The 15,026-nt window shown below is 63.8% G+C and carries 3 protein-coding genes (1 of these 3 cut by a window edge); all 3 read right to left on the bottom strand.

Annotated features, from left to right (window positions below):
• Window positions 1-670: 670 nt before the first annotated feature.
• Window positions 671-2,629 (bottom strand): MacB family efflux pump subunit, encoded by a 1,959-nt coding sequence (locus CRO59_RS14825; protein WP_097087890.1) that lies wholly within the window; start codon window positions 2,627-2,629, stop codon window positions 671-673.
• 2 nt (window positions 2,630-2,631) lie between these two features.
• Window positions 2,632-3,780 carry a macrolide transporter subunit MacA gene (gene macA / locus CRO59_RS14820; protein ID WP_096797354.1) on the bottom strand — a complete coding sequence of 383 codons (1,149 nt, stop codon included), beginning with the start codon at window positions 3,778-3,780 and terminating at the stop codon, window positions 2,632-2,634.
• 66 nt (window positions 3,781-3,846) lie between these two features.
• Window positions 3,847-15,026, bottom strand: partial view of a non-ribosomal peptide synthase/polyketide synthase gene (locus tag CRO59_RS14815; RefSeq protein ID WP_097087892.1) — the 3' portion only. Its footprint extends 6,643 nt past the window's final position; the window shows 11,180 of its 17,823 coding nt (coding positions 6,644-17,823); the start codon falls outside the window, past its right edge; the stop codon is at window positions 3,847-3,849.

The following is a 15,026-nucleotide window of genomic DNA, read 5'->3' as shown; positions in this document are numbered from 1 at the left end:
CTACCAAACGAGGGTGGCGGCCATACGCGGGTTGGTAGACCGGTCTAAGCAGGAAAACCCGGCGCTCCCGAAGGAGCCCCACGCATGGCCACCATAAAATCGAGCCCCTGAAAAGGGACTGCACACGGTGTCGCCATCACACTTAGAAACGGGCTACCAAACCCGATCACTGATTTTCAGTGACAGGGAAACGATATAGCCCGCCCCATAGCCGTGTAAGCCGGCGGATTCTGGCGTACGTGTAGGTAACGGCGCAAGGCGTTGTAGCCGTTATGGCGTAACGGGTCGTGTATTTTAAACGTGGTTGCGGCGATGCGTTTATGGTGCGTGTAGAGAACCGGGATTGCTCCTGTAGTTTTGATGTCGTCTGGCAGACCGCTTTCGCGAGCAAGCCCGCTCCCACAGTTGGATTGAGTGCATTCAGGTGGGAATTGGTCGGCTTGTAGGCCGTCATCGCTGGCGAGCCAGCTCCCACCATTTGATCGAGTGCACTCAGTCAGGGACTGGTCGACTGTGAGGCCGCTTTCGCGAGCAGGCTCGCTCCCACAGTTGGAATGAGTGCATTCAGTTGGGAGGGTGATCGGCTTGACGAAAAACAGGGACGGGTTCATGACCCGTCCCTTTCGATTTGTGCGCTTCAGGCACGAGCCCGGCCAATCAGCTTCGGCAATCAGTCCCGCGCCAGCGCCTCGATCGGATCGAGGCGCGATGCATTGCGCGCGGGGACGAAGCCGAAGACGATGCCGATCAGCGTCGAGCAGATCACCGCCGTCAGCACCGAGGCCATGGAGAACACCATCTCCCATTCCTTGATGAACAGCGAAAACAGATGGCCGATGGCATACGACAGGGAAATGCCGATGGCCCCACCAAGCAGGCAGACCATCACCGCCTCCACCAGAAACTGCTGACGAATGTCCGACTGGCGTGCGCCGACCGCCATTCGAATGCCGATCTCGCGGGTACGCTCGGTGACCGACACCAGCATGATGTTCATCACCCCGATGCCGCCGACCACCAGCGAAATCACCGCGATCAGCGACAGCAGCAAGGCCAGCGATCGGCTTGTTTTCTGCACGGTCTGCATCACGCTGTCGAGGTTGTTGGTGTAGAAGTCCTTGATGCCGTGGCGTTGCAGCATCAATTGGGTGACGTGATTTTCCACCACTTTGCTCGACTGGCCGTCCTTGATCCGTACGCTGATGCTGTCGAGAAAACGTTGGCCCAGAATACGGCCGGCGGCGGTTTCGTAGGGCACCCAGACGTTGAGGGTTTTGCCCGAGGCAAACAGGTTCTTGTTCTCGGCGGCCACGCCGATCACGGTGCATGGCAGGTTACCGATCAGGATCACCTGCCCCAGCGGATCGACGCCCTCGCCGAATAACCGATGCCGGGTGTTGAAGTCGATCACCACCACCTGCGCCTGACGCCGCGCGTCGCTCTCGCTGAAGGTGATGCCCGCCTCCAGTTTGATTCCGCGAACCTGGAAATACTGATCACTGACGCCATTGATCTGCGCGTCGAGGTCGATGTTGCGATAACGCAGAAGCATGCTGCGACCGACCACCGGGGTGGCGCTGTCGACGTAATACAGTTGATTCAGCGCGGTGACATCCGCCGGCACCAGTGTCTCGATCGAGGCGGCGCGCTTGTCGCCGAAACTGCTGCCGGAATAGATGTCGATGGTGTTGCTGCCGATCGCCGAAATATCCTTTAGCACGTAGTTTTTCGCGCCCTCGCCGATCGCCGAAATCGACACCACCGAGGTGATGCCGATGACAATCCCGAGCATGGTCAGCAAGGTGCGCATGCGGTGCGAAATCAGCGCCACCCAGGCCATGTTGAAGGCCTCCTTGAACAGCCCGAGGCTGGCGACCAAACGGCGTGTCGCCGGTGGTTTGGGCGGCACCTCCTCTTCGTCCGACAGTTGCCCGGTGTCGCGCTGATTGCGCCGGTCGCTGAGGATTTCACCGTCGCTGACTTCGATGATGCGTTCGGCGTTGGCCGCGACTTTCGGGTCGTGGGTCACCAGAATCACCGTGTGCCCGGCCGCGTGCAGCTCCAGCAGGATGCGCATCACTTCCTTGCCGCTGGCGGTGTCGAGGGCGCCGGTGGGTTCGTCGGCGAGAATCACTTCACCGCCATTCATCAAGGCCCGGGCGATACTCACCCGCTGCTGCTGACCGCCGGAGAGCTGACTCGGACGGTGCGTCAGGTGCCCATCGAGACCCAGTCGCGCCAGCAGCTCACGGGCGCGGGCGTGGCGTTGCGGCGCGGGGATGCCGGCGTAGATCGCTGGCATCTCGACGTTGTGCATCGCGCTCAGGTGCGGCAGCAAGTGATAGCGCTGGAAGATGAAACCGAAGTAATCGCGGCGCAGTTCGGCCAGCGCCTGATCGTCAAGGTCGCGGGTCTCTTGGCCGTTGATCTTGTAGCTGCCGGCGGTGGCGTAATCGAGGCAGCCGAGGATGTTCATCAGGGTTGATTTGCCGGAGCCGGAGGCGCCGATGATCGCCACCATTTCCCCGGCACTGATCGTCAGGTTGATGTTCTTCAGTGCGAGAAATTCACGGTCGCCGGCGGTAAAACTGCGGGTGATGCCGGTCAGTTGCAGTAACGGCTGCGTCATGCTCAAGCCCCCGCCACGGCGGGCAACGGATCACCGATCACCACCCGCTCGCCTTCGCTGAGGCCCTGATTGATCTGCACTTTGACGTTGTTGTTGATCCCGGTCTGCACGTTGCGCGACTGCGCCTGGCCCTTAGCGTCCAGCACCCGCACCGGAAAGCTGCCATCGGCGTTACGTGGCCCGAGCGCGGCCACCGGCACGGTCAGCACCGATTGCGCGGTATCGAGGACGATGCGCACTTGCGCGGTCATCGAGATGCGCAAGCGATGGTCGGGATTGGGCACCTCGAACAGCGCGTTATAGAACACTGCGGTGTTTTGCTTCGGGGTGCCGGCCGGCGGCGTTTCGAGGAAGTTCTGCGGCGCCGGCTCAGTGCCGCGCAGCTTGCCGTAATAGCGTTTGTCTTCGCCGAGAATGGTGAAATACACCTGCTGCCCCGGCGCGATATGAATCACGTCGGCTTCCGACACCTGGGCCTTGATGGTCATGGTGTCCAGATCCGCCAGTTTCAGCAGGATCGGCGCCAACTGGTTGGCGATCACGGTCTGGCCTTCCTGGGTGACGATGCCGACCACGTCGCCATCGATCGGCGCGACGATCCGCGTATACGCAAGGTTGACCTTGGCGGTGTCGATCTGGATGTGCGCACTTTTGATCTGCGCGTCCAGCGACAGCAGATTGGCCTGCTGCACCTCGTAGTCCGATTGCGCGGTTTCGAAGTCCTGACGCGAGATCGACGCGTCTTCCTGCAGGTTCTGATAGCGCTGGTAAATCGCTTTGGTCTGCTTGAGCTGGGCTTGCGTGGCGCGCTTTTGCGCCTGCAGGTTTTCCTCATCGACCTGCGCCTGACGCAGGGTGTTCTGCAGCACCAGCGGATCGATCTCGGCCAGCCACTGGCCCTTCTTCACCTTGTCGCCCACCTTGACCTTGAGCGACTTCAACTGCCCCGACACCTGGGCACCGACGTCCACCTGCTTGACGCCTTCCAGCAAACCGGTGGCGAGCACGGTGTTTTCGATATCCGAGCGTTCGACCGGGGCGGTCTGGTATTTCGGCGCTTCGGCCGGTGCCTGCACCGTGTACAGCACCAACCCGGCCACCGCCGCCAACGCCAACCCCATACCGACTTTGCGCAACTTCGACTTTTCCATAAATAACCACAAGTCCGTTCAGGGATGAACCCGGCCGGCGGCCGGGTCTTGATAGAACAACCATACTCAGGACAGCACTTCGCCGACCGCCAGCGCCAGACCGTCATGCCACCACGCGGCGAAACTGAAGACGTTGGGCGCCTTGAGAATCGTGAAGTGGTTGCCCGGCCCGTACCACACCGCCAGATCGCTGACCTGCCGCTGCCAGCCTTCAAGCACCGCCGCCTGTTCGCGCTGATTGCCCCACTCATCCAGCGTCGGGTCATCGACCAGCACCAGCCGCACCGGCCCGGTGTAGGCCAGACGCGGTTGATAGACCGTGCGCAAGGCGCTGGCGAATGTGCGTACCGGGCCGTGCATCGCGTCCGGCGCCGCGCGCTCCGACAACACCCCGGCGCGCACCATGCCTGCGTGCAGCAGACGCAGTTGCGTGGTGTCGTCGGCGTTGGCGAAGGTCGCAGGATCGATACCCAGCGATTTGCCACAGGACAACTGCAGGGTGTCAATCAGCCGTTGCAGCGCGGCAGTGGCCGTGTACGGCTTGCCCGCCGTGCCGTCACCGCCCGGTGCCTCGCTGTCGATCAACGTCAGCGAAGCCACCTCGCGCCCGGCCGCCTGCAACTGCGCAGCCATGGCATGCGCGACCCAGCCGCCGAACGAATGGCCGATCAGGTGCAGCGACCCTTGCGGGTGAATCTGCTCGATGGCCTGCAGGTAGAACGCGGCAGCGGCTTCGACCGCGCTGTGCGGCACACTGACGCCGTCCAGCCCGCGCGGTTGCAAGCCGATGATCGGCCATTCCGGGCCGATGGCCTCGGTCAGGTGAATGAACCCGGTGACACTGTCACCCGCCCCCGGCACACAGAAAATCGGCGCATGCCCCGGCTGCCCGGTCTGAATCGTCAGCAGCGGTTGATACAGTGCCGGTTCCGGCGTCACCAGGGTTTCCAGCGCCTGGGTGATGGCTTGGCCAAGCGCTTGGATGTGCGGGTGCTTCATCATGGTCCGGTGATCGCCGGGGATGTCGATGCAACGCAGCAAGCCAATGTTGAAGCGCTCTTCCCAGCCGCGCGTCGGGCTCGGCAATGACTGGCCTTCCATCAGTTCCTGGGCACGGAACAGGTGGATCGGCTGGCTCGCCGGGCTGACCCGGTAATGCGCCAGCGCCAGACGATGCGCCGCTTCGCGATCAAAGTAATGCCAGGCGTCCGCCGCGCTGACCGTCGCCAGCTCCGGATCGGTCAGTTGCTGCGCCTGACAGCGCTTGAACAGCTCGGGGAAATCCAGTTGTTCGACTTGCGCTTCCAGCGCTTGCACCGCCGCCAGCGCCGCCTCGCTTTCGGCACCCAGCATCAGCGAACGCCCTCGGCAATGGCCAAGTAACTGGCGCTTGTCGAGGCCCTCGCCGCTCCACATTGCCTTGTCCTGGGCGAGCGGGTTTGGCGCATAGCTGTCGAGCATGCCGATGAATTCCACCGGCTCATCGAGACCGAGCAATTGCTGCGCGACCTCATGCGCCAGCACCCCGCCGAACGACCAGCCCGCCAGCCGATACGGACCGTGAGGCTGTACCGCGCGGATGATCCCGACCATGCGCTGCGCCATGCACTCAAGCGTGCGCAATTGCGGCTGACCGAGCGTCACGCCAGGCAGGCCGTAAATCGGGAACTCGCCACCGATGTGCTGGGCCAGGGTCGGGAAGTACACGTCCCTGCCGCTGAATTCATGCAGCAGGAACAGCGGCGTACCGTGCGCCCCGGCACGCACCACGACCAGCCCGTCAGGCTGACTGAGCGCCTCGCCCTGACTGAGCAGCGCGGCGGCAGACTCGATGCTCGGATGCTGGAACAGCTCGGCCAGCGACAGTGGCAGCCCGGCCCGTTGCAGCAGATTGACCAGCTTCACCGCCAGCAACGAATGCCCACCGAGTTCAAAGAAGTTGTCGTGCCGTCCGACCTGTTCGACGCCAAGCACCTCGCCCCAGATCTGCGCCAGCGCGGTTTCGACTTCACCCTGTGGCGCCACGTATGGGCGGTTGATCACCGCGTCTGCACCCGGTTCCGGCAAGGCTTTGCGATCAATCTTGTCGTTTGGCGTCAGTGGCAACGCGTCGAGCAGCACAAACGCGCCCGGCACCATGTACTCCGGCAAACGCTCCAGCACATGGCTGCGCAAGGTTTCCAACGATGGCGCGTCGATGCCGGCGCGCAAGCTGTACCAGGCCACCAGACGCTCATCGCGCACCATCACCACCGCTTGGCGAACCGCCGGATGTTCGATCAGCCGCGCCTCGATTTCCCCCGGCTCCAGACGCAAGCCACGCAGCTTGATCTGGAAGTCATTACGGCCGAGGAATTCCAGTTCCCCATGATTGTTGTAGCGCGCCAGATCGCCAGTGCGGTACAGGCGATCCCCCGGCACAAACGGGCTGTCGATGAAGCGCTCGGCCTGCATCTCCGGCAAGCCGTGATAACCACGTGCCACGCCGACGCCGCCGATGTGCAACTCACCGCTGACGCCTTGCGGCACCGGTTGTCCGTACGCGTCGAGCACGTACAGGCGTGTATTGCTCAAGGCTGTACCGATTGGCACCACGTTGTCCGGCACCGGCATGTCCGGCTCCAGCGTCCAGCCCGTGCTGTCCACCGTGGTTTCAGTCGGGCCATAAACGTTGTGCAAACGCACCCACGGCAGGCGAGTACGCACTTGGCGGGCCAGCGCCGCGCTGAGTTCGCCACCGCCGTTGAGCACATCGGTCAGGCTGGTGCACTGCTCGACACCGTCCTGTTCGATGAACTGCTGCAACAGCGCCGGAACGAACTTGACCACCGTCACCTGCTGCTCGCGAATGGTCTGCACCACATACGCCGAATCGCGGTTGCCGTCCGGTCGCGCCAGTACCAGACGCATCCCGGAACACAGCGGCCAAAAGATCTCCCACACCGAGCTGTCGAAGCTGAACGGCGCCTTTTGCAGCAGCGCACCGTGCTCGGTCGGCGGGCTGAGCTGCGAACCCCAATGCACCATGTTGCAGGCGCTGCGATGCTCGATCATCACGCCTTTAGGCAACCCGGTGGAGCCCGAGGTGTAGATCATGTAAGCGAGGTTCGAGGCGCTGAGACCAGGCACCTGCAAATCATGTTCCGGCAGGTGCTGCCAGGTACTGCGGTCAAGGTCGATCACCATGGCGACCGCGTCATCGAACAGCCCGCGAGTAGCGGTCTGCACCAGCACCGCGGTCGGCGCACTGTCCTTGAGCATGTAGGCCAGACGCTCTACCGGATACCCTGGATCCAGCGGCACATAGGCACCACCGGCCTTGAGAATGCCGAGCAAACCAACGATCAGATCCAGCCCACGCTCGACGCAGATCGCCACCCGCGCATCCGGCTGCACACCGAGTTCGCGCAGATGCTGGGCCAAACGGTTAGCACGCTGATTGAGCTCGCGGTAGGTCAGGGTTCCTTGCGCGGATTGCAGCGCGACAGCGTCCGGTTTGCGCCGCACCTGCGCTTCGAACAAGCCATGCAACGGCTGCTCCAGCGGACAATCAACGGCGCTGGCATTGAAATCGACCAGCAAACGCTGCTGCTCCTGCGGTGCGAGCAACGGCACTCGCGCAAGCACGGCCTGATCGTCGTTGACCAGCGCCGCCAGCAGCCGCTGGAAGTAGCCGACAAAACGCTGCACCGTTGACTCATCGAACAAGGCCGTGGCGTAGCGCAATGAGCCGCGAATCCCGTCGGGCGAATCGCCGAGGCTCAGCGACAGATCGAATTTCACAAAATGGCTGTCGCCGGCCACGCCTTCCAGGGTCAGGTCGCCGAGGCTCAGGCTCGGGCCGTCGTTGTTGTCCCAACTGAGCATGGTCTGGAACAACGCGCTGTGCGACAGGCTGCGGACAGGCTTGCTGATGTCCACCACTTGCTCGAACGGCAGATCCTGATGCGCCTGAGCGTCCAGAGTCCGCGCCTTGACCCGCGCCAGCAGCGCCTCGCCGCTCGGTTCGCCCGAGGTGTCGATGCGCAGCGCCAGGGTGTTGACGAACATGCCGATCAGGCCTTCGATCTCGGCCCGGGTACGGTTGGCCACTGGCGAGCCGATCACCACGTCGCTCTGCCCGGACAACCGACTGAGCAACATCGCCCATGCGCTCATGATCACCATGTACGGCGTCACCGCGCGACGCTGACACAAGGCTTTCAAACCGGCGCTCAAGTGTTGATCGAGCAGCATGTCGACGCGGCTGCCGGAATAGTCCTGCTGTGGCGGACGCGGACGGTCGGTGGGCAGGGTCAGCAGGGCTGGCGCGCCGGCCAGCGTCTGCTGCCAGTAATCACTCTGACGCTGCAGCACCTCGCCACTGAGCCAGCGCCGTTGCCACACCGCGTAGTCGGTGTATTGCAGCGCCAGCGGCGGCAGCGGATCGTCTTCGCCACGGCTGAAGGCCTGATACAACGCCGCCAGCTCGCGGGTCAGCACGCCCATCGACCAGCCATCGGCGATGATGTGGTGCAGCGTCAGCAACAGCACATGATGGTCGTCGGCCAGACGCACCAGACGTCCGCGCAGCAGCGCATCGTGCTGCAGATTGAACGAGGCGCAGGCCTGTTCCTCGATCAGGCCGCGCAAGGCATTGTCAGCCTGTGGGTGTTGACGCAGGTCTTCTACCGCCAGCAACAGACCGCTCTCGGCCGGCAGGATCAGCACCTGCGGCTGATCGTCGATCTGGCGGAAGCGGCTGCGCAGGGTTTCGTGACGCGCAACGATGCGTGCCAGTGCCCGTTGCAGCGCGTCTTCATCCAGCCGACCGCGCAGGCGCAGACCGACCGGGATGTTGTAGGCGCTGTGGCCGCCGTCCATCTGCGCCAGGAACCACAGGCGTTGCTGGGCGAATGACAGCGGCAATAGCAGGTCGCGGGGCGCCGGCAAAATCTCCGGCAAGGTGCTGCGCCCCGCCCGGCTCAGCACTTCGGCGACAGCGGCCAGCTCGGGATTGGCGAACAACTCGGCGAGTGTCAGCTCGACGCCCAACTGCTGGCGCACCTGCGACAGCATGCGCATTGCCAGCAACGAGTGCCCGCCCAGTTCGAAGAAGTTGTCGTGACGACCGACCTGTTCGAGCTGCAACAAGCCAGCCCAGATCCGCGCCAAATGTTGTTCCAGCGCCGAGATCGGCGCGACATACACCCGACTGAGCATCGCTGCCTGCGTCGGCGCCGGCAGCGCCTTGCGGTCGACCTTGCCGTTGTTGTTCAACGGCAGGACATCCAGTTGCACCCAAGCGCTCGGCACCATGTATTCCGGCAGTCGCGCCAGCAACTGCGCATGCAGATCGGCGCTGTCCAGGCGCCCGGCGTGCGCGGTGTAGTAGGCCACCAGACGCGTGATGTCCTGACCATCGCGGCGCGCCAGCACCACGGCTTCCTTGATCCCCGGGCAGTTGAGCAGGCGGTTTTCGATTTCGCCCAACTCGATACGGAAACCGCGAATCTTCACCTGATCGTCATTGCGCCCGATGCAATCGAGCTGCCCCGGTGCCAGCCAGCGTGCGAGGTCGCCAGTGCGATACAGCAGCGCGCCCGGCTGCTCGCTGAACGGATCACGCAGGAACTTCTCGGCGGTCAGATCGGCGCGATTCAGATAACCCAGCGCCACGCCCTGCCCGCCGATGTACAACTCGCCGGTCACGCCCATCGGCACCGGTTGCTGATGCGCGTCGAGTACATAAACCTGCGTGTTGGAGATCGGCGCGCCAATCGGCACGCTCTCGGCGTTTTCCGCCACTTCACGCACTTCAAACGTCGTCGCGTAAGTGGTGGTTTCGGTCGGGCCGTAGCAATGCACGATGCGCAGCGCCGGCGCCTCGGCCAGCAGTCGACGAAACGCCGCCGGATCGCCACGCTCACCGCCACACAACAGAATGCGCAGGCCTTTCAGCGCCTGCGGAATCAACTGCACGTACTGATTGAACAGCGCGGTGGTGACGAACAGGATCGTCGCCCCGCTGGCGCTCAACTCATGGCCGAACGCGTTTGGATCAAGCAGGGTCTGGTGATCGATCACCACGACGCGCCCGCCGTTGAGCAGCGGCCCCCAGATGTCCATGGTGCTGGCGTCGAACGCCGGGTTGGAGGCGAAGACCACGCGGTCCTGCGCATTGAAATCGGCGTAGCCGTTGTTCAGCACCAGGCGGCCGATGGCGCGGTGCGGCACCATCACGCCTTTCGGGGCGCCGGTGGAGCCGGAGGTGTACATGATGTACGCCAGCGACTCCGAGGACTGCGCCAGATTCGGGTTGTGCGTCGGTTGGCCGCTGAGGGTCAAGCGGTCGAGGTCGATGCGTGGCGCGGCGTAGTCGATGACTTCACCGCTGAGGGTCAGCAACGCCGCTGCCTGACAGTCCTCGACCATGAACGCCTGCCGCTCGCTCGGCGCATTGATATCCAGCGGCACATAGGCCGCCGCGCACTTGGCAATCGCCAGCTGCGCCGCCAGCAATTCCAGCGAACGCGGCAACAGGATCGCCACGTGGTCGCCCGGCTGCACGCCTTGGCTGATCAAGTGATGCGCCAGACGGTTGGCCTGGGCGTTCAGCTCAAAATAGCTCAGCGAATGCTCGCCATGCACCGCCGCCACCGCCTTCGGATGCGCCGCTGCCTGCTGCTGGAAAATCCCGTGCACGGTCAGCGCTTGCGGGTATTCGCGCGCGGTGGCGTTGAACTCGTAGAGCAAGCGCTGACGCTCAGACTCGGCGAGCAATTGCACCCGCTCCAGCACCGTCTGCTCATCGTTGACCATCGCCGCCAGAAGGCGCTGCAGGTAGCCGACATAACGCTCGACGGTCGCTTGATCGAACAACGCCGTGGCGTATTCCAGCGATCCGCGAATCACCCCGTTGACCTCACCCAGGGTCAGGGTCAGGTCGAACTTGGCCACCCGCCCCGGCGCGGCCACCCCTTCAAGGCTCAGATCGCCCAGCGCCAGGTTCGGCCCGACGCTGCTGTCCCAGCTCAGCGTGCTCTGGAACAACGGGCTGTGCGCCAGACTGCGCGCTGGCCGGGTGATTTCCACCACTTGCTCGAACGGCAGATCCTGATGCGCCTGCGCCTCCAGCGTGCGCGCCTTGACCCGCGCCAGCAGCGTGGCCACGCTCGGCTCGCCCGAGGTGTCGATGCGCAGGGCCAGGGTGTTGACGAACATGCCGATCAGGCCTTCGATCTCGGCCCGGGTGCGGTTGGCCACCGGCGAGCCGATCACCACGTCGGACTGCCCGGACAGACGACTCAGCAACAGCGACCAGGCACTCATCAGGGTCATGAACAGAGTCACGCCGTGACGCTGACTCAAGGCTTTGAGCCCGGTGCTCAGATGCTCATCCAGGCGTACTTCGACGCTGCTGCCGGCGAAATCTTGCTGTACCGGACGCGGACGGTCGGTGGGCAGGGTCAGCAAGGCCGGCGCGCCGTCGAGGGTCTGCTGCCAGTAATCGCTCTGCCGCTGCAGCACTTCACCGCTGAGCCAGCGCCGCTGCCACACGGCGTAGTCGCCGTATTGCAGCGCCAGTGGTGGCAACGGATTCGGTTGCCCGTGACTGAAGGCTTGGTACAGCGCCATCAGCTCACGGGTCAGCACACCCATCGACCAGCCATCGGCGACGATGTGATGCACGGTCAGCAACAGCACATGATGATCGTCAGCCAGACGCAGCAGGCGTCCGCGAATCAAGGGATCGTGCTGCAGATCGAAGGCAGTCGCGGCTTCCTGCGCGAGCAGTGCCTGCACCGTGGCTTCGGCCTGTGGATCCTGGCGCAGGTCTTCCACCTGCAGCAGCAGGCCGCTATCGACCGGTGCAATCGTCACCTGCGCCTGATCGTCGACGCTGACGAAGCGGCTGCGCAGGGTTTCGTGCCGCGCAACGATCTGCGTCAGTGCGCGCTGCAAAGCTTCGACATCGAGCCGCCCGCGCAAGCGCAGGCCAAGCGGAATGTTGTACGCCGAGTTGCCGCCGTCCATTTGCGCGAGGAACCACAGGCGTTGCTGGGCGAAGGACAGCGTGCCGTCACGCGGCACCGCTACGATCTGCGGTTGGCTACTGACCTGCGCTACGCACAGGCATTCGGCGACCGCCGCCAGTACAGGGTTGGCGAACAGATCAGCCAGCACCAGCTCCAGTCCCAGTTGCTGACGCACCTGCGCGACCATGCGCATAGCCAGCAGTGAATGCCCGCCGAGTTCGAAGAAGTGATCATGGCGGCCAACCCGCTCGACCTGCAGCACCTCGGCCCAGATCTGCGCCAGCGCTGTTTCCAGCTCGTCTTGCGGCTCGATGTATTCGCGGGTGAATAGCGCAGTCAGGTCAGGTTTCAGCAATGCCTTGCGATCAACCTTGCCATTGGCGGTCAGGGGTAACGCGTCGAGCCGGACAAACGCCGCCGGCACCATGTACTCAGGCAATTGAGTGAGCAGGTGCGCGCGCAGATCAGCGACGCTCAGTGCTGCGCCCTGCTCGGTGTAATACGCCACCAACCGTGACTGACCGGGTTCGTCCTCGCGGGCCAGCAACACCGCATCCTGAACACCGGGGAGCTGATTGAGCCGGGTTTCGATCTCGCCCAACTCGATACGCACGCCGCGGATTTTCACCTGATCGTCGTTGCGCCCGAGGTATTCAAGCGTGCCGTCCTCGCGCCAGCGCGCAAGGTCACCGGTGCGGTACATACGTGCATTCGGCACGCTGCTGAACGGATCGCGCAGGAAGCGTTCGGCGGTCATCTGCGGACGGTTCAGGTAACCACGGGCCACGCCGGCACCTCCGACATACAACTCGCCGATCACCCCCAGCGGTACCGGGCGTTGCCGTGCGTCGAGCAGATACACCGTGGCATTGCTCACCGGTTTACCGATATGCAGCACCTCGCCCGCCGCAATCAGGCCCGAGGTAGCGACCACCGTAGCCTCGGTCGGGCCATAGTTGTTGATCACCCGGAACGGCTGGTTACGGTTGAACTGACGCAGTCGATCGCCGCCGATCAACAGGGTTTTCAGGGTTGGATGCGCCGGCTCCTGACTGAAGGCGTATTCGGCCACCGGGGTCGGCAGGAAGCTCACGTCCAGCGGCTGCGCACGCCACCAGGCAAGCAGTGCGTCGATGTCTTCGTTGCCTTCGTGACTCGGCGCCAGATGCAGCGTCGCTCCGCAGCACAATGCCGGCCAGACTTCCCAGGCCATGGCGTCGAAACCGAACCCGGCCAGGCTCGAGGTATGGCTGCCGGCGTGCAGATCGAAGGCCGCGCAGTGCCAGTCCACGAGATTGCTCAGCGTCTGGTGCTCGACCATCACGCCTTTTGGCAGACCGGTGGAGCCGGAGGTATAGATAACGTAAGCCAGGTGCTGCGGGGTCAGGGCCGGCAGCGACGGGTTGTCGATTGGCTCGTTTGGCCATTGGTGCAGATCAAGCTCGATCAGCGGCACCGTCAATGCCGGCAGGCGTTCACGCAGATCGCTTTGGCTCAGCACCACGACGGGCGCACTGTCTTGCAGCAGATAGCTCAGGCGCTCCGCCGGGTGCGCCGGATCCACCGGCACATAACCGGCGCCGGCCTTGAGAATCGCCACCAGCCCGACCAGCGTATCAAGGCCGCGTCGGGCGACGATGGCCACGCGATCGTCAGGCTGTACACCCGATGCAATCAGATGATGCGCCAGACTGTTGGCCTGCCGGTTCAACTCGGCATAGCTCAGCGAAGCATCGGCAAACACCGCCGCCAGCGCCTGCGGTCGCTCAAGCGCTTGCTGCTCGAAACGCTGGGCAATCGTCAGTCCCTGTGGGTAATTGGCGCGAGTCGCGTTGAAGCTGTGCAACAACTGCTCGCGCTCCGCGTCCGGCAGGATCGACAGGTGCTCGAAACCTTGATGCGGCGCGTGCTCCAGCGCATCCACCAGCCTGTGCAAGGCGCATTGCAGATAGTCGCAGGTGCGCTGTGCATCGATACCGGCACCGGCCAGTGCGGTCAGGCTGAAGTCTTCGCCGAGATCGTCGACACTGAGGGTCAGGCGATAGTTGCTGTGTTCTTCGGCCTCAAGCAATTGCATGCCTTGCCAGGCCGTTTGGGCCTCGGCAGAACCGCCACCCGCCGTGGCCCCGTGGCGATAATTGAACAACGTGCTGAACAATGGCGTGGTCGGCGCCATCGCGCTGCAATGCTGGATGCGCGCCAGTTGCGCGTGTTCGTGTTGCAGCAACTGGCTCAACCGTTGATGCGTCGCCAGTGCCGCGCCCTTGACGCTGTGCGCACGCAGATCGATGCGCAATGGCAAGGTGTTGATGAACACCCCGAGCGCCCGTTCCGCGCCCTCGCCGCCCTGCAAGCGACCAAGCAATACCGTGCCGAACACCACGTCATCGCGACCGGACAACTGCCCCAGCACCTGCGCCCACGCCAGGTGCATCAGGCACGCCGCGCTGACACCCAGACGCCGCGCCTGACTGCGCAGGTTGCGGCTCAGCGCGGTGTCGAGGCTCAACTGTGCCTGCGTGGCCAGCCCTTCCGGCGCCGGGTTCTGCCCGTAAGGCAAGGTTGGTTCGTCGACGTCACCGAGCATCTCGCGGAAGAACGCTTCGTGCTGCTGGTCACTCAAGCCGGACAGGGTGTGCGCCACATAATTGCGATACGGCACCGGTTCGGCCAGACGTTGCGGCTGGCCGCTGAGGAACGCCTGCATTTCGTGTTGCAGCACCTCCAGTGCCACATGGTCCATCACCAGGTGATGGAACAGCAACAACGCCACCACCCGCTGATTGGCTGAATCCCACGCGTGCACCACGCGCATCAGCGGCGCCTGATTGACGGCCATGCGGTACTGCGCAGCGTCGAAACGCCGGCGCAATTGCTCGAGTACATCGCCGTCCGTGCCATTCAGCTCCAGCGCTTCGCACGCCAGCGGCGCCTCACGCCAGACCACTTGCACGGGGTCTTGCAGCCCGTCCCAGAACAGCGAAGTGCGCAGGATGTCGTGGCGCTGGATTACGTTCTGCAAGGCTTGGGTGAAGCTGTTCAGGCGTTGCTCATCGGCAAACGCGAACTGCGCCTGCAACACATACGGATCGCCTTGGGCGGCGGACAGGTGATGAAAGAGGATGCCGGTCTGCAACGGCGCCAACGGGTAAATATCCTGCACGTTGGCCACGCCGCCGGGGATGCTGGCGACGATGCGGTCAATGCTCGGCTGGTCGAGCGCCACCA

This window comes from Pseudomonas sp. LAMO17WK12:I5, from assembly GCF_900215165.1.
GTDB classification, from domain to species: domain Bacteria; phylum Pseudomonadota; class Gammaproteobacteria; order Pseudomonadales; family Pseudomonadaceae; genus Aquipseudomonas; species Aquipseudomonas putida_A.
The sequence above is the reverse complement of the archived record's forward strand: the minus strand, read 5'-3'. Positions and strand labels throughout refer to the sequence as shown.

Coding starts and splice junctions, on each gene's coding strand:
- macA (WP_096797354.1), bottom strand. CDS start 3,780: ATGGAAAAGTCGAAGTTGCGCAAAGTCGGTATGGGGTTGGCGTTGGCG.
- CRO59_RS14825 (WP_097087890.1), bottom strand. CDS start 2,629: ATGACGCAGCCGTTACTGCAACTGACCGGCATCACCCGCAGTTTTACC.